Source organism: Spirillospora sp. NPDC000708, assembly GCF_040299565.1.
Taxonomy (GTDB): Bacteria; Actinomycetota; Actinomycetes; order Streptosporangiales; family Streptosporangiaceae; genus Spirillospora.
Map to the genome: position 1 here is coordinate 104,539 of NZ_JBEPCJ010000004.1, position 15,306 is coordinate 119,844.

13 protein-coding genes are annotated in these 15,306 nt (G+C 74.8%); 7 read left to right on the forward strand and 6 right to left on the reverse strand.

The annotated features are described in order from the left end of the window. Positions 1–16: 16 nt before the first annotated feature. The 3 genes from ABT299_RS04775 to ABT299_RS04785 form a co-directional block, all read right to left on the reverse strand. Positions 17–973 carry a DMT family transporter gene (locus tag ABT299_RS04775; protein ID WP_387023682.1) on the reverse strand — a complete coding sequence of 319 codons (957 nt, stop codon included), beginning with the start codon at positions 971–973 and terminating at the stop codon, positions 17–19. A 122-nt stretch (positions 974–1,095) separates the two neighbouring features. Continuing rightward, positions 1,096–1,863: an SDR family NAD(P)-dependent oxidoreductase gene (locus tag ABT299_RS04780; RefSeq protein WP_387023680.1), complete on the reverse strand. Its 768-nt coding sequence runs from the start codon at positions 1,861–1,863 to the stop codon at positions 1,096–1,098. Between the two features lie 22 nt (positions 1,864–1,885). After that, positions 1,886–3,343, reverse strand: coding sequence for a flavin-containing monooxygenase (locus ABT299_RS04785; RefSeq protein ID WP_500249779.1), 1,458 nt, complete (start codon positions 3,341–3,343; stop codon positions 1,886–1,888). A 113-nt stretch (positions 3,344–3,456) separates the two neighbouring features. On the opposite strand from ABT299_RS04785, the gene ABT299_RS04790 reads away from it, so the two are divergent. From ABT299_RS04790 to ABT299_RS04805, 4 genes are read left to right on the forward strand one after another with little or no spacing between them, the layout of a single operon-like run. Further along, positions 3,457–5,946 (forward strand): DUF4132 domain-containing protein, encoded by a 2,490-nt coding sequence (locus ABT299_RS04790; RefSeq protein WP_500249780.1) that lies wholly within the window; start codon positions 3,457–3,459, stop codon positions 5,944–5,946. 50 nt (positions 5,947–5,996) lie between these two features. Next, the gene (locus ABT299_RS04795; RefSeq protein WP_500249781.1) at positions 5,997–7,508 is read left to right on the forward strand and encodes a DUF4132 domain-containing protein; all 1,512 of its coding nucleotides are present in this window, start codon (positions 5,997–5,999) and stop codon (positions 7,506–7,508) included. Further along, entirely contained in the window at positions 7,508–9,838 is a 2,331-nt protein-coding gene (locus ABT299_RS04800; RefSeq protein WP_500249782.1) for a DUF4132 domain-containing protein, read from the forward strand. The genes ABT299_RS04795 and ABT299_RS04800 overlap by 1 nt, the downstream gene beginning before the upstream one ends. Continuing rightward, the gene (locus ABT299_RS04805; RefSeq protein WP_190863581.1) at positions 9,835–10,227 is read left to right on the forward strand and encodes a hypothetical protein; all 393 of its coding nucleotides are present in this window, start codon (positions 9,835–9,837) and stop codon (positions 10,225–10,227) included. The genes ABT299_RS04800 and ABT299_RS04805 overlap by 4 nt, the downstream gene beginning before the upstream one ends. Before the next feature lie 55 nt (positions 10,228–10,282). Here the strand turns inward: ABT299_RS04805 and ABT299_RS04810 are convergent, their stop codons facing one another. Beyond that, complete coding sequence (locus tag ABT299_RS04810; protein ID WP_190863583.1) at positions 10,283–10,945, reverse strand: helix-turn-helix domain-containing protein; 663 nt, start codon at positions 10,943–10,945, stop codon at positions 10,283–10,285. Positions 10,946–11,035: 90 nt separating this feature from the next. Here ABT299_RS04810 and ABT299_RS04815 point away from each other — a divergent pair, with 90 nt between their 5' ends. Then, complete coding sequence (locus tag ABT299_RS04815; RefSeq protein ID WP_500249783.1) at positions 11,036–11,908, forward strand: aldo/keto reductase; 873 nt, start codon at positions 11,036–11,038, stop codon at positions 11,906–11,908. Here ABT299_RS04815 and ABT299_RS04820 read toward each other — a convergent pair. Beyond that, positions 11,905–12,414, reverse strand: coding sequence for a hypothetical protein (locus ABT299_RS04820; protein WP_500249784.1), 510 nt, complete (start codon positions 12,412–12,414; stop codon positions 11,905–11,907). The two genes, ABT299_RS04815 and ABT299_RS04820, sit on opposite strands and share 4 nt — an antisense overlap. 140 nt (positions 12,415–12,554) lie before the next feature. Here ABT299_RS04820 and ABT299_RS04825 point away from each other — a divergent pair, with 140 nt between their 5' ends. Beyond that, a complete protein-coding gene (locus ABT299_RS04825; protein ID WP_241756161.1) occupies positions 12,555–13,112 on the forward strand; it encodes a PadR family transcriptional regulator in 558 nt (185 codons plus the stop codon). 24 nt (positions 13,113–13,136) lie between these two features. Further along, complete coding sequence (locus ABT299_RS04830) at positions 13,137–14,246, forward strand: DmpA family aminopeptidase (RefSeq protein ID WP_500249785.1); 1,110 nt, start codon at positions 13,137–13,139, stop codon at positions 14,244–14,246. Between the two features lie 42 nt (positions 14,247–14,288). On the opposite strand, the gene ABT299_RS04835 is transcribed toward ABT299_RS04830, so the two are convergent. Further along, the gene (locus tag ABT299_RS04835; RefSeq protein WP_190863592.1) at positions 14,289–15,275 is read right to left on the reverse strand and encodes a diacylglycerol/lipid kinase family protein; all 987 of its coding nucleotides are present in this window, start codon (positions 15,273–15,275) and stop codon (positions 14,289–14,291) included. Between the last annotated feature and the right edge of the window lie 31 nt (positions 15,276–15,306).

Sequence of the window (15,306 nt, forward strand, 5' to 3'; positions counted from 1 at the left end):
CCGGCAATGTAAGGGATCAGGGGAGGGCGCGCACGCCCTTCCGGCGCGGAGCCCGCGCCGGCAGCGGCCCGGTGGCGCCCGGATCCTCGTAGCGCGGGAAGGTCACCAGCGCGACCAGCGCCAGGACGAACCCGCCGGCGCGCAGCAGGAACGGCAGCGCGTCCCGGGGCCACTCCTCACCGAACAGGACGGTGCTGCTGACGATGAGGTAGGTGCGGCCGATGACGGTCAGCACCACCGCGACGATCGCGACGCGGCAGCGCTGCAGGGCGATCTGCAGCTGCCCGAGCGCGATCGCGGCCAGCCCGAGCGTCAGGTACGGGTAGGCCGACTCCAGGACGGCGCGCAGGCTGCCGGTGTCGGCGTAGACGAGCGAGATGCCGCGGATGCCGGCCTCGGCGAGCCCCGCGCAGGCGCCCGCGCCGATGCCGTAGGCGACCCCGGCGAGCTTGCGGGCGTGCCGGCCGCCGGCGCGCCGGTCCCCGACCAGCCACACCAGCCCGGCGATGATCACGGCGGGCGCGCAGATCGCGAGCATCGTCCAGGGGGACTCAAGCGTGCCGACGAGCGTGGCATGCGCCGCCGGGGTCCCGTCACCGGTCGCCGACAGCCCGATCAGCACGGTCGCCAGCACGAACAGCGCGACGCTCGCCCACTCCCGGACGCCGAGCCGCTCGCCGAGGAACCACACGGCGTAGCCGACGAGGAACACCAGGCTGACCGCGAAGATCGGCTGCGCCACGGCGAGCGGCATCTGCTGGAACGCCACCACCTCGTAGCCGAGGCCGAGGAACAGCAGCAGCCCGCCGCCCAGCCACACCGGATCGGTGAGCATGAGCCGGGCGACGCGGAACGGGCGGCTTCCCCTCAGCGGCTCCATCCGGCGCGCGGAGACACGGAAGACGAGGAAGGCGATGTAGTAGACGGTGGTCGCGATCAGAGCGAGGGCGGCGTAACCCAGGTCGTGACCCATCGGGGTCCTCTCGGCGGATTGGGGGCGGGCGGAACCGGGGTTCCGCGCGCCTGAGAACCGCCGGATGTCCAACATGCCCCGTCGGACTCCGCGTGACAAGACCGTGACGCTTGACTACTTGATCAATCGTAGTGACGGCCCGTGTCGGACGAGAGCCGCGCGACCAGCCCGCGGGGCACCAGCCGGCTGAGCCCCACGATCGCCTTGTACTGCGCGCCGGGCACGCTGATCTGCACGCCGCGCCGCAGGTCGCGCAGCGCCGCGTCGACGACGTCGGCGTCCTTCAGCCACATGAACTCCGGCAGCCCGGACATGTCCATGCTCGCCCGCTGGTGGAACTCGGTGTGCGTGAAGCCGGGGCACAGCGCCATCACCCGGACGCGGCCCCGCGAGCGGCCCCGGATGTCGGCGGCCACGCCCTGGGAGAAGTTGACCACCCACGCCTTGGACGCGCCGTAGGTGCCGCGCGTCGCGAACGCGGCGACCGACGCGACGTTGACGATCCCGCCCCGGTCGCGCTCCAGCATCCCGGGCAGCGCCGCGTGGGTCAGCCGCAGGACGGCCTCGCAGTGCACCTTCAGCATCGTGATCTCGTCCGCCACCGGCACGTCGAGGAACACGCCGTTGTGGCCGAACCCGGCGTTGTTGACCAGCAGGTCGACGCCCTCGCGGGCGCGCTCCTCGGCGGCGGCGAGGCCCGCCTCGGTGGCCAGGTCGGCGGTCAGCGTCTCGGCGCGCACCCCGTACCGCTCGCGCAGCCCGGCGGCGGCCCGCTCCAGCCGCTCGGTGTCGCGGGCCAGCAGCACCAGGTCGAACCCGTCGGAGGCGAGGCGGCGGGCGAACGCGGCGCCGATGCCCGCGGTCGCGCCCGTGATGAAGGCGGTCGGCATGGCTCCGAGCCTAGCCTGCCGCCTACCGGGCGGTAGCCCTCCGTGCGGTGAAGTGGCGGGGATCGGGGCGGCGGGTCGCGTTGCGGTAGGCGAAGGTGAACCCGGGCCAGTTGTTGACGACCCGGCCGTCCTCGGTCATGTACCAGCTCTGGCAGCCCGCCTCCCACACCGTCGTCCGCATCCGCTCCCGCATCTCGCGGGTGAACGCGTCCTGCACGTCGGGCTTCACGTCGATCCAGTCCAGGCCGTGGCGGCGGAGCGCCTCGACGCAGCCCAGCACGTACCGGAACTGCGACTCCAGCATGTAGATGATCGAGTTGTGGCCCAGGTTGGTGTACGGCCCGTAGAGCAGGAACAGGTTGGGGAAGCCGCTGACGGTGATGCCGAGATGCGCCTGCGCGCCGTCCCGCCACGCCTCGTTCAGCTCCCGCCCGTCCCGTCCGACGATCTTCATCGGGGACAGGAAGTCGGTGGACCGGAACCCCGTCGCGTAGACGATCACGTCCACGTCGTGGTGCTCGCCCGCGGTCGCGACGCCGGACGGCGTGACGCGCTCGATCGGATCGGTGACCAGCCGGACGTTCGGCCTGTTCAGCGCCGGATAGTAGGTGTCGGACAGCAGGATCCGCTTGCACCCCATCCGGTACCCCGGGACGAGCCGGTCGCGCAGCGCCGGGTCGGCGACCTGCTCCTCCAGGTGCTTGCGGAAGCCCTTCTCCATCAGCCCCATCAGCTTGGGGTACTTGACGAAGCCAAGGGCGCGCGACTCGAACATCGCGTAGATCCGGGCGCGGCTCAGCGCGTACGCGCCGGGCACCGTCCGCAGGACGGCCTTCTCCCACGCCCGGTACGGCCGGTCCGGCTTCTCGATCACGTAGGGCGCGGACCGCTGGAACAGCCGCAGCTCCGCCGCCTCCGTCGCGATCTCCGGGACGATCTGGATCGCGCTCGCGCCCGTCCCGACCACCGCGACCCGCTTGCCGCGCAGGTCCGTGCCGTGGTCCCAGCGGGAGGAGTGGAAGCTCGCGCTGGCGAACGAGTCGCGGCCCTCGATCGGCGGCAGCGCGGGCCGGTTCAGCTGCCCGCACGCCGACACCAGCACCCGCGCGTCGAGCTCGCCGGTCGTCGTGGAGACCCGCCACAGCGCGGCGTCCTCGTCGAACCGCGCCTCGGTCACCTCGGTGCCGAACCGGATCCGGCCGACCAGGCCGTACTTGCGGGCGCAGTGCCACAGGTAGTCGAGGATCTCCGGCTGCGGCGGGAACCGGCGCGTCCAGTCCGTCTTGCGCTCGAACGAGAACGAGTACAGGTGGGACGGGACGTCGCAGGCGGCGCCGGGGTAGGTGTTGTCGCGCCAGGTCCCGCCGAGGCCGTCCGCCCTCTCCAGGATCACCACGTCGTGGACGCCGGCCTCCCGGAGCCGGATCGCCATGCCGATCCCGCCGAACCCGCTTCCGATGATCACCACGCTGTGCGCCATGGGCCGTCCCGAATCTCGTTCTGTCCCGTTGTCCCGAGCGTAGGTGACCGGAAGGTCACTGACCAGATGCCCGCTCGCCGGTTTTGTCGGTCGCCCCTGCCACCCTCACGGCCATGCTCTACGACACCCTCGTGGCGGCGGCGCGCAGGGGCGACGCCCTCGACGACGTCCGCCTCGCCGCCCTGGCCCGCGGCCGCGCCCTCGTCGACCTGCTCGACCGGGCGCGAAGGAACCCCTGGGACGCCGCGAAGACCCCGGAGGAGTACGCGGCGTACGCCGCCGAGGACACGGCCGTCCGGGGCGACCTGAACCGCCGGCTGGAAGGCTGCGCGGGGGCCGACGCCAGAGCCGCGCTGCTGACCCTCATGCTGGCCATCTGCAACAACGACGCGCCGCTGTGGCGCCACCAGCGCGACATTTCCCGTCTGGCGGCGCGGACGGGCGGCTGGGCGGCCTCCGAGGTCGAGGTCCTGCTCGAATGCGCCGCCGAGTACCGCGACGGTTGGTTCGCGGAGACCCTGAAGCTCGCGCTCGACGCCGCCGACGCGCTCGACGCCGAAGGGCGCCGGGCCGTGGCGCCGCGGCTCCGCCTCGCCCATGACGCCTTCATGGAGAGCTACGTCGGATCGCACGAGCGCCCGGCGATCGCCAAGCGGCTGCGCGCGCTCTTGGACGACGTCGGCGACTCCCTCCCGGCCGGTCTGGTCCCGAAGTACGACGCGTGGGCGGCGCCGCTGCGTGAGCATGTACGGAAAGCGATGGGCGGTGATGTGGCGTCGTTCATCCGGCACCTGGACGGGTTGTCGGCGCCGCGCCCGTCGCAGAAGTGGCGGCGGACGTGTGTCTCGCTCGCGGACGCGGCGGACGCGAGGACCGCCGTGGCCGAGTGCCTGCGCCTCCTCGCCCGGGACGAGCCCCTGTGCAGCCGGGAGCACGGCGGCCACGCCGGATGGGTCGGCGACCAGTACCACTACCACTACGTCGTCCACCAGAACCACGGGGATCTGGCGCGGGGCGTCGTCTGGGCGGCGACGCTGACCGGCGGTGCGGAGACGGTGCCGTTCCTGGGGGCGCTGGCGCTGCGCACGGGGTCGCACGGCGGCGACGTCGCGCAGGATCTCAAGCTCGCGGGGGCGGCGATCAACGCGCTGGGCGCCGTCGAGGACGCCTCGGCGCTGGCGGAGCTGGGGCGCCTCCAGATGAAGATCAAGGACCGGGCGCTGCGCAAGCAGATCGGCGCCGCGCTCCTGACCGCCGCCGAACGGCAGGGCATCACGCCCGAGCAGCTGGTCGAGCGCAGCGTCCCCGACCACGGGCTCGGCCCGGACGGCGCGCTGGAGCGCGCCCTCGGGGAGCACGTCGCGCGGATCGCGATCGAGGACGCGGCGACCGTCCGGCTCACGTTCACCGGCGCGGACGGGCGCGCGTCCAGGACGGCCCCGGCGGCGGTCAAGGACGGGTTCGCCGGCGAGCTGAAGGAGCTGAAGGCGCTCGCCAAGGAGATCCGGGCGACGCTGTCGGGGGAGCGGGCGCGCGTCGAGGCGATCATGTCGGACGGCGCGCGGTCCTGGCCGTTCGCCGAGTGGCGGGAGCACTACCGCGACCACCCGGTCACCGGCGCCGTCGCGCGCGGGCTGATCTGGGAGTTCCAGGGCGAGGACGGCACCTGGCGCGCCGCGATGGAGACCCCGGGCGGCGGAGCGGCGAACGTCCGGCTGTGGCATCCGGCGCGCGCCGCGCTGGACGAGGTCCGCTCGTGGCGGGAGCGGGTCATGGACGCCCGGGTCCGGCAGCCGTTCAAGCAGGCGTTCCGGGAGATCTACCTGCTCACCCCGGCGGAGGAGGAGACCGGGACGTACTCCAACCGGTTCGCGGCGCACATCGTGCACTACCGGCGCCTGTACGCGCTGTTCAAGGAACGGGGCTGGCAGAGCAACTTCCTCGGTTCCTACGACGGCGGCTACTCCGGGGAGGCGCGGGGCGAGTTCGGCGGCGGCACATGGCGGGCGTGCTTCTACCACGAGCCGGCCGAGGAGGGGTTCGACGACGCGCCCGAGTACGCCGCGACCGACCAGGTGCGGTTCGAGCGCAGGCAGGGCCGCCGCTGGGAGGAGGCGCCGCTGTCCGAGGTCCCGCCGCTGGTGTTCAGCGAGGCGATGCGGGACGTGGACCTGTTCGTCGGCGTCACCTCGATCGCCGCCGACCCGGCCTGGACGGACCGGGGCGAGGACCGGTACGCCGCCTACTGGCGCGCGGCGACGTTCGGCGAGCTGACCGCGAGCGCGGAGGTGCGGCGGGCGGCGCTGGAGCGGATCCTGCCCCGCACGAGGATCGCCGGCCGGTGCTCCCTCGACGGCCGGTACCTGGTCGTCCGCGGCGACCTGCGCACCTACAAGATCCATCTGGGCTCGGCGAACATCCTGATGGAGCCGGACGGCGCGTACCTGTGCGTCGTGCGGGGCGGCCGCACGACGGGCGGCACGGTGTTCCTGCCGTTCGAGGACGAGCGGCTCTCGCTGATCCTCAGCAAGGCGTTCCTACTGGCCGCCGACGCGCGGATCACCGACGAGACGATCCTCCGCCAGCTGTCACCGTCGCGATGATCCTTACCGAATGGCCCGGCTCGGGCGGAACGATCTGCCAAGATCGCGACATGTTCGACGACCTCCGTGCGCACCTCGCCGCGCTCGACGGCCCGTGGCCCGCGAGGAAGCGGCCCGCCGGGAAGCGGCCCGCGACGGCGTGGGCCGGACCCGCGGCGGCCCCGCCCCCCGACGACGGCGCGTCCGGCGTCCCCGAGCCCACCGGCGCCCCCGAGCCGGCCGGCGCACCCGACGTGCCCGCGCACGGCCTCGGCGGCGACGGTTCCCTCGCCCGCGACGTCGGCGGCTACCAGGCCGTCCTCACGATCGAGGACCCGCTGACCGTGCGGCTGGCCTACGTCGGCGCGGACGGGTACCCGCTGCCGACCGTCCCCGGGGCGCTGAAGGTCCCGCACGCCGCGGAGATCAGGGAGCTGAAGGCGCTCGCGAAGGGCGTGCGCGGCACCCTCGCGGACGAGCGGGCCCGCGCCGAGGAGCTGATGGCGGCGGACGAGCGGTCCTGGCGGCACGGCGCGTGGCGGCGCGAGTGGCTCGACCACCCGGTGAGCGGCGCCGTCGCCCGCGGCCTGATCTGGGAGTTCCAGGACCCGGACGGGGTCTGGCACGCGGCGACGCCGGGCGAGAGCGTGCTGGTGACGGTGGACGGCCGGGCGCTGCCCGCGCCCGCCGACGGCGCGCGGGTGCGGCTGTGGCATCCGGCGCGGGCGCGGCCCGGCGTCGTGCGGGCCTGGCGGGACTTCGTGGTCGACAACCGGATGGTGCAGGCGTTCAAGCAGGCGTTCCGGGAGGTGTGCGTCCTCGCCCCCGACGAGGAGGGGGCGCTGCGGTCCGACCGGTTCGCGGGGCACATCGTCCGGTACGCGCGGCTGCGGGAGCTGTTCCGGGAGCGCGGCTGGCGGCCCGACCACCGCGGCCGCCTGCACGGCGGCGCCCCGCCGGCGGCGCGGCGCGTCCTCGGCGGCGGGTGGCGGGCGGTGCTGCGCTACGACCCGGCGGAGGCGGCGGGCCAGGGCGACCATGTCGTCACCGGGCATGTGCGGTTCGAGCGCCGGGACCGCCGGCACTGGAGCCGCGCGGGGCTCGCCGACGCGCCGCCGCTGGTGTTCAGCGAGGCGATGCGCGACGTCGGCCTGTTCGTGGACGCGGCGTCGATCGCCGCGGACCCGGACTGGCCGGACGGCGAGGACCGACACCACCTGCACTACCGGCGGGAGGCGGCGTTCGGCCGGCCGGGCGCGGCGGCGGAGGCGCGGCGGGCGGCGCTGGAGCGGATCCTGCCGCGCACGAGGATCGCCGACCGGTGCGGGCTGGGCGACCGGTTCCTCGACGTCCGGGGCGAGCTGCGCACCTACCGGATCCATCTCGGCACCGCGCACGTGCGGATGGAGCCGGAGGGGACGCTGCTGAGGGTCGTGCCGTCGCGCCGCAAGGGGCAGTCCGGGCTGTTCCTGCCGTTCGAGGACGAGCGGCTGTCGCTGATCCTCACCAAGGCGGTGCTGCTCGCCGCCGACCACAAGATCGCGGACGAGCCGCTGCTGCGGCGGATCAGGACGGGGCTCTGATGGACGGCCCGGCGGCGCGGATGCTGCGCGCCATGACCGACCCGGCACCGGAGGACGCGGAGTACCACGGCTGGTACGCCGACGTCTCCCGGGTCTCCGACGAGGATCTCGGCACGCTGCTGCCCGCGGCGTACGCGGCGGTGGGGAAGGCGCCCGTGTCGACGAGCGTCCGGTTCGCGGTCGAGGGCGAGGGCCGGGAGCGGCAGCCGAGGTACACCCCGGACGCGTGCCGCCGGATGTTCGACGCGCTCGTGCAGGGCCTGGAGCAGCGCAAATGGGCGGACGTGCGGCTCGGAGCCGGGGCGCTGCTGCGCTGCACCGGGCCGTGGCCGGACGTCGCCGGTCAGGCGCGCACGCTCGTCCGGTTCCTCCTGGACGCGGGGCGGCTCGACCAGCCGTACGCGCTGCTGGCGGTCGCCGGTCTCGCCGGACCCGGCCTGCTGCGCGAGGTCGCGGACCGGCTGGCGGACGGCGGCGGCCCGATCGCGCGCGACGAGATCGACGTCATCGCCGGGCTCGGCGCGCAGGAGCGCGTGGTCGTCGCCGAGTTCACCGCCGACGATTCCTACACCGGCCCGCCGACCGCGGAGGACGCCGCCGGGAGGGCGGCCGGGATCCCCGCCTACGCCGCGTTCGCGCGCCGCGCGCTGGAGGCGGCGGCCGAGCGGGCCCGCGCCGTCCAGGACGGGACCGTCCCCTACCGCGCCGACAAGGCGTTCGCGTCCGGCGAGGTGAAGGCGCTTGGGCACGCCGCCCGGATCGCGCTGCTGCGGGACGAGCCATGGCTGCCCGCACTGCTCGACCGCCTGCTGCCGGACGTGTCCGTCGCGCCGACGCTGGCGAAGACGCTGCCGTCGCAGGCGCTCCTGTACGAGATCGTCCGCGCCGCGCAGGACTTCCCCATCCCCGAGCTCGTCACCACGATCCGGACGGTCCGCGGCTCCGTCCGGCACGCCGGGGTGCCCAAGCAGCTCGACAAGATGCTGAAGAGGGTCGAGGCGGCGCTGGCGGAGCGGGCGGACGTCGCGCTCCGCCTCCCGGACCTCGGCTTCGGCCCGGACGGCGCGTACCGCCGCGACCTCGGCGCGCACACCGCCGTCATCACCGCGGGCGAGAAGGCCGTGCTGGTCTTCGAGAAGAACGGCAAGGCGCTGAAGGGCGTCCCCGCGGCCGTCCGCCGCGACCACAAGGCCGAGGTCAAGGAGCTGCGCGAGCTCGCCAAGCGGGTCGACGCGCACCTGACGACCCTCGTCCGGGCGCTGGAGGCCGGGTACACGGCCGGTGCCGTCCACGGGTTCGGCCGGTGGCGGGACGGCCTGGCCCGGCACCCGGTCGCGGGCCCGACCGTCCGGCGGCTGATCTGGGAGATCGAGGAGGCGCCGGGGGAGTGGCGTGCGGTGCTGCCCGAGACGGGCGGCGTCCCGGACGCGCCGGACGCGGCGGGCGTCCGGCTGTGGCACCCGCTCCGCTCCGCCCCGGACGAGGTGCGGGCCTGGCGCGACCTGCTCGTCGAGCGGCGGATACGGCAGCCCTTCAAGCAGGCGTTCCGCGAGGTGTACCTGCTCACGCCCGCCGAGGAGCGGACGGGCGCGTACTCCCACCGGTTCGCCGCGCATCTCGTCCACTACCGCAGGATGTTCGCGCTGTTCCGGGCGCGCGGCTGGACGAGCCGCCTGCTCGGCCCGTGGGACGGCGGCTACGAGGACGAGGCGGTGCGGCTGCTCGGCGCGGGGGAGTGGCGGGCGCGGTTCGCGCACGTCCTCGCCGACTGGCAGGACGAGCTGGTGCTGGCCGGCACCGACCGGGTGTCGTTCGAGCGCCGGGTCGACGGCGCGTGGCGTGAGGCGCTGCTGCGGGAGGTCCCGCCGCTGGTGTTCAGCGAGGCGATGCGCGACGTGGACCTGTTCGTCGGCGTCACCTCGATCGCCGCCGACCCGGAGTGGAGCGGCGACGGCGAGCCGCGCCGGTACTGGGAGCGGTCCGGGTTCGGGGAGCTGACCGAGAGCGCCGCCGCCCGCCGCGACGCGCTGGAGCGCATCCTGCCCCGCACGAGGATCGCCGGCCGCTGCTCCCTGGACGGCCGGTTCCTCGTCGTCCGCGGCGACCTGCGCACCTACAGGATCCACCTGGGGTCGGCGAACATCCTCATGGAGCCGGACGACGCCTACCTGTGCATCGTCCCGGGCGGCCGCGCGGCCGGCGGCACGGTGTTCCTGCCGTTCGAGGACGGCCGGCTGTCGCTGATCCTCAGCAAGGCGTTCCTGCTCGCCGACGACGGCGGCATCACCGACGAGTCCATCCTCGCCCAGATCAAGGGAGGCGCCCGATGACCGCCGTGACGTTCCGCGACGAGACCGCGACCGGCACGCCCGTCGCCGCGTTCGAGGTCGGCGGGCTGCCCGCGCGGATGACCGTCCGCGAGCTGATCCGGCTCCGGGTCCGCGAGGAGGTCGCCCGGTTCAACGCCCGCCCGTCCACCCGGTTCAACGGCCTGGTCCGCCCGGACGACGCCGAGACCGAGCTGAACGGCTACCGGATGCGGGACCGCCGCCCCATCGACTGGGAGCGGCAGGCGGAGATCGCCGAGCGGGCGTTCCTCGGCAACGGGTTCTTCGTGCTGGCCGGGGACCGCCAGGTCGAGGACCTGGACGAGGAGATCGACCTCACCGGCGACCCCGACCTGGTGTTCATCAAGCTGGTCCCGCTGGTCGGCGGCTGACCCGCCCGGCACCGCCGTCCGGGGGCGTCGGAGGCCGCAGGGTCGCCCGGGGGCGTCAGAGCAGGCCGAGCTCGTGGGCGCGCAGCCCCGCCTGGAACCGGGACCCGGCGTCCAGCAGGGTGAGGATCTCGGCGACGCGGCGCCGGTAGGTGCGCAGCGACATGCCGAGCTGCCGGGCGGCGGCCTCGTCCTTCAGCCCGCCGGCGAGCAGCCGCAGGATCCGCCGGCTCTCCTCGCTCAGCGCGGGCGGCCGCTCGCGCCGGTAGTCGGCGAGGTCGGCGGAGGTCTCCCAGGTCGCCCAGAACAGCGACACCACGCCCTTCACCACGCTCGGCGACCGGACGACGGTGTACTCGCGCACCCCGTTCTCCGGCGGCCCGGCGAGGATCGCGGTCCGGCGGTCCACGATGATCGTCTCGTGCGGCAGCGGCGTCGTGCAGATCCGCACGCTCGCGCCGCCCTTGGCGATCTCCACGAGCCGCCGCTCGGACTCCTCGTCGGCGAGCGCGGCCGGGTTGTGCAGCTTGTAGGCGGCGGGCCGGGGCACCAGCCTCCGCCGGTCGGCGGCGATCCGCTCCCGGATCTCCGGCATGGCCCAGGTGCGCATGTCCGTCGCCGCGCACGCGAACTCCTCGCGCGCCAGGAACAGCCGCCACGCCCGCTCGAGCAGCTCCCGCTCGCCGCGCAGGATCACGTTCTGGTCCAGGTCGACTGTCATCACCCGCCAGTCTGCCACGCGGCCGGGACGGGGTGGCAGCAAGATGCCAGCGGCTCGTCCGGGCGGGACCGGCGCAGCACAGTGGGACGCATGACGACACCGATCACCCGTGACGGCCACTTCGACCTCGGCGGCGACCTGCGGATCTCCCGGATGGGCTTCGGCGCGATGCGGCTGCCGGCGAGCACCCGCGGCGGCGCCCCCAACGACCGGGACACCTCCCTCGAGGTGCTGCGCCGCGCCGTCGAGCTCGGCGCCGACCACATCGACACCGCCGCGTTCTACTTCCACCCCTCCGGCCTCGCCGCGAACGAGATGATCCGCAGCGCCCTGTCGCCCTACCCGGACGGCCTGGTCATCGCCACGAAGGTCGGCCCCTTCCGGGCGCCGGACGACCCGTACCCGAGCGGCCAGCTCCCCGCGTCCGGGCTCCGCGCCGAGGTCGAGCGCAACCTGCGCGAGCTGGGCCGCGACAGCCTCGACCTGGTCTACCTGCGACCCGGCGGCCTGGAGACGCCGCTGGACGAGCCGATCGGGGAGCGGTTCGAGGTCCTCGCCGGGCTCCGCGAGGAGGGCCTCATCCGGCATCTCGGGCTCAGCCACGTCAGCGCGGCCCAGCTCGCCGAGGCCCGGGCGATCGCGCCGGTCGCCGCCGTCCAGAACAGGTTCGACATCACCCGGCCGGCGGACACCGAGCTGCTCGCGATCTGCGAGCGCGACGGCATCGGCTACGCCCCGTACTTCCCGCTCGGCGGGTTCGGCATCCCCGACGACGACCGCGTGAAGGCCGTCGCCGCGCGCCACGGCGCCACCGTCCCGCAGGTGCTGCTCGCGGGGCTGCTCGCGCTCTCCCCGGTGATGCTGGCGATCCCCGGCACCGGCTCACCGGCGCACGTGGAGGAGAACATGGCCGCCGCGCGGCTCGAACTCACCGCCGCCGACCTCGCCGAACTGCGCGCCTAGCCCCTGCCCGCGGCGCCCGCGCCCGCGGCGCCCGCGCCCGCGCCCGCGGCGCCCGCGCCCGCGCCCGCGCCCGCGGCGCTCGCGCCCGCGGCGCCCGCGCCCGTACGGCCGGGGTCCGGGAGGGCCGCGGCCGTCAGGTCGATGATCGGGTCGGGCTCCGGCGGGACGGCCTCGATCGCCGCGGCGCCCGGCGCCGGGGCCGGCCGCCGGGGGACCGGGGCCCCGGACGACCCGCCGCGGCCCCGGTACACCACCAGCCCGTTCACCGGGTCCGGCACGGCGTCCAGGGCCGCGCGCACGACGGGCAGGGCCCGCCACGCCTCCCACTGCTCCTCGTCCTCGAAGAACACCTCGAAGACGACGCCCCACGTGTGCGTGTGCCACTCCCAGTGGACCGCGCCGTAGGTCAGCGCGGTCTCCGCCAGCGTCTCCTGCCAGGACCGCTGCCAGGCGGACGCGGGCAGGGACGCGTCGAACACCTCGATGGACCACCATTCCGCTGCCATGGCACGACGCTAGGCCGGGCCCCGCCCAGGGGCCAGTGCCCGCCGGGGAAGAACACCCTCCCGGTGCGCCCGCCGGGGGGCGTGCCACCGGCGCCCGCCGCAGGCTCTACCCTGAACGTCGGCTCGGACAGGGAAGGGTGATGATGTCGGCGACGCGGCTGCTGGTCCTCGGCGGGGTGCGGCGGTTCGGCCGGGCCCACGGGTACGAGATCCGCAGGGAGCTGATCTCCTGGGGCTCGGACGAGTGGGCCCACGTGAACCCCGGCTCGATCTACCACGCGCTGCGGCAGCTGGCCAAGGAGGGCCTGCTGCTCGCCCACGACGTGGAGGAGAGCGACGCCGGGCCGCCGCACACCGACTACGAGATCACCGGCGCGGGCCGGGAGGAGTTCTTCCGCCTGCTGCGCTGCGCGATCTCCACCGTCGACATCCGGCACCCGGAGATGCTGACGGCCGGGCTCGCCTTCCTCGCCGAGCTGACCCGCCCGGAGGCGATCGAGCTGCTCCGGCAGCGGCTGGACGGCCTGGCCGCCCGGCGCGCCAACGTCATGCCGCTGTACGAGGCGCCGGCGGACCCCGCGCACCTGCACGAGCTGCTCGGCTGGTGGGTGCACTCCGCCGACGCGGCCATGCAGTGGGCGTGCGGCCTCATCGAGCGCCTGGAGGCCGGCGACTACGTCATGGCCGACGAGCGCTAGACCCTTCGACCCGGAAGGCGGCACATGACCCGCGCCCGCGCCCTCGGCCTGCCGATGCCCGGCGACACCGGCCCGCTCAACGCGATCACCGACGTGCCCGGCGTCGAGGTCGGCTGCGTCACGCTGGTCTCCGGCGACGGCCCGCTGCGTCCGGGCGAGGGCCCCGTCCGCACCGGCGTCACGGCGCTGCTCCCGCGCGGACGCGCGGGCCTCGCCGACGCCTGCGCGGCCGGGGTGCACTCGCTGAACGGCAACGGCGAGATGACCGGCTCGCACTGGCTGGCCGAGACCGGCGCCCTGAACACGCCCGTGCTGATCACCAACACGCACGCGGTCGGCGCCTGCCACCGGGGCGCCATCGAGTGGATGCTCCGCGAGAGCCCCGGCTCGCAGGACTGGATGCTGCCCGTCGTCGCGGAGACCTGGGACGGTTACCTCAACGACATCGGCGGCGCCCACGTGCGTCCCGAGCACGCGGTCCGGGCGCTGGACGCGGCGCGCGGCGGCCCCGTCGAGGAGGGCAGCGCCGGCGGCGGGACCGGCATGAACTGCTACGGCTTCAAGGGCGGCAACGGGACGTCCTCGCGGGTCGTGCGGTACGGCGGCGACGCCTACACGGTCGGCGCGTTCGTCCAGGCGAACTTCGGCTCCCGCAAGGACCTCACGGTCCGCGGCGTCCCGGTCGGCGCGGCCCTCGCCGACGACAATCCCATGGAGGACACCGACTGGCTCGGGCTCGCCGGCGCCGGCTCGGTCATCGCGGTCGTCGCGACGGACGCGCCGCTGATCCCCGGGCAGTGCACCGCGCTCGCCCGCCGCGTCCCGCTCGGCCTGGCCCGCACCGGCACCTACGGGCAGCACTCGTCCGGCGACATCTTCCTGGCCTTCTCCACCGCCAACGCGGGCGCGCTCACCGGCGGCTTCCCGGCGGGGGAGGAGGGCTACGAGACGCTGCGGTTCGTCCCGTGGAACCGGATCGACCCGTTCTACGAGGCCGTCGTCCAGACGGTCGAGGAGGCCGTGCTGAACGCGCTGCTGGCGGCCCGCACCATGATCGGCCGGGACGGGCACCGGTCGCCGGCGCTCCCGCACGACCGGCTCAGGGACCTGCTCGCGGCGCGCGGCGTGCTCTGACCCGCGACCCGGCCCGCCCGCACCGGGCCGCCGCGCGGCGGATCAGGTGTCGTCGAACGTCTGCGGGACGATCACGCGCAGCGCGTTGCCGCGCAGCCGGATCGTCACCGGCGTCCGGCCGCGGACCTCGCCGTCCACGTCCACCCGCATCGGCGGATCGGTCTCGATCTCCACGTGCGCGGTGGTGAGGAACGCGTCCTCGTCCAGCGTCCGCCACGGGCCGGTCAGCACGTGCCGGGCCGTCGCGGACGCCAGCCGCAACCGCCGCTCGTCGCCCAGCCGGTAGACGGCCAGCAGCCGGTCGTCGGGGCTCGCGTCCCGGGCGATCCGCTGCCCGCTGTGGTGCGCGCCGTTCGCGATGTTCAGCTGGTGCGTCCGGAGGGACGTCGTCTCCCCGTCGATCGTGATGCGGGCCGTGAACGCCTTGTGCCGGGGCAGCAGCCCCGCCGCCGTCAGCGCGTACGCGGGACGCCCGAGGTACCGCTTCAGCAGGTGCGGGACCTTCCCCGCGACCTGCACCGACAGGCCGAGGCTGACCATGTTCGCGAAGATGTGCTCGCGGTCGGCGCCCGGCCCCTCGCCCTGCGGGTCGCCGGTGCTCTCGAACCAGCCGACGTCCACGTCGGCGACCTTCCCGCCGCCCGGCCCGGCCAGCGCCACGGTCCGGACCGCGCCGGGCAGGTCCAGCGGCAGCTCCAGGCTGCGCGCGAAGTTGTTGGTGGTGCCGAGCGGCAGCACGCCGAGCGCGATGTCGCGGTGCGCGAGGTGCCCGACGGCCTCGGCGACCGTCCCGTCGCCGCCGCCGACCACGACGAGATCGGGCTCCAGCGCCAGCACGTCGCCGAACAGGTCGCGCAGCCGGGTCGGATCGGTCACCGGGAACACCTGGTCGAAGGCGATCCCGGCCTCGTCCAGCAGGCGGCGCGCCCGGCCGTACAGCCGGCGGCCCCGCCGCGACCGCGAGTTGATCACCAGGACCGCGCGGCCGCCCTTGCCGATCGCCGACTCCAGCTCCGCTTTGCTCCGCATCTCGACTCGGTCGCCCTCCACTCGTTCGCGC

Bases quoted from the DNA above. Each gene is read 5' to 3' on its own strand.
- ABT299_RS04775 (WP_387023682.1), bottom strand. From the start codon at position 973: ATGGGTCACGACCTGGGTTACGCCGCCCTCGCTCTGATCGCGACCACC.
- ABT299_RS04780 (WP_387023680.1), bottom strand. From the start codon at position 1,863: ATGCCGACCGCCTTCATCACGGGCGCGACCGCGGGCATCGGCGCCGCG.
- ABT299_RS04785 (WP_500249779.1), bottom strand. From the start codon at position 3,343: ATGGCGCACAGCGTGGTGATCATCGGAAGCGGGTTCGGCGGGATCGGC.
- ABT299_RS04790 (WP_500249780.1), top strand. From the start codon at position 3,457: ATGCTCTACGACACCCTCGTGGCGGCGGCGCGCAGGGGCGACGCCCTC.
- ABT299_RS04795 (WP_500249781.1), top strand. From the start codon at position 5,997: ATGTTCGACGACCTCCGTGCGCACCTCGCCGCGCTCGACGGCCCGTGG.
- ABT299_RS04800 (WP_500249782.1), top strand. From the start codon at position 7,508: ATGGACGGCCCGGCGGCGCGGATGCTGCGCGCCATGACCGACCCGGCA.
- ABT299_RS04805 (WP_190863581.1), top strand. From the start codon at position 9,835: ATGACCGCCGTGACGTTCCGCGACGAGACCGCGACCGGCACGCCCGTC.
- ABT299_RS04810 (WP_190863583.1), bottom strand. From the start codon at position 10,945: ATGACAGTCGACCTGGACCAGAACGTGATCCTGCGCGGCGAGCGGGAG.
- ABT299_RS04815 (WP_500249783.1), top strand. From the start codon at position 11,036: ATGACGACACCGATCACCCGTGACGGCCACTTCGACCTCGGCGGCGAC.
- ABT299_RS04820 (WP_500249784.1), bottom strand. From the start codon at position 12,414: ATGGCAGCGGAATGGTGGTCCATCGAGGTGTTCGACGCGTCCCTGCCC.
- ABT299_RS04825 (WP_241756161.1), top strand. From the start codon at position 12,555: ATGATGTCGGCGACGCGGCTGCTGGTCCTCGGCGGGGTGCGGCGGTTC.
- ABT299_RS04830 (WP_500249785.1), top strand. From the start codon at position 13,137: ATGACCCGCGCCCGCGCCCTCGGCCTGCCGATGCCCGGCGACACCGGC.
- ABT299_RS04835 (WP_190863592.1), bottom strand. From the start codon at position 15,275: ATGCGGAGCAAAGCGGAGCTGGAGTCGGCGATCGGCAAGGGCGGCCGC.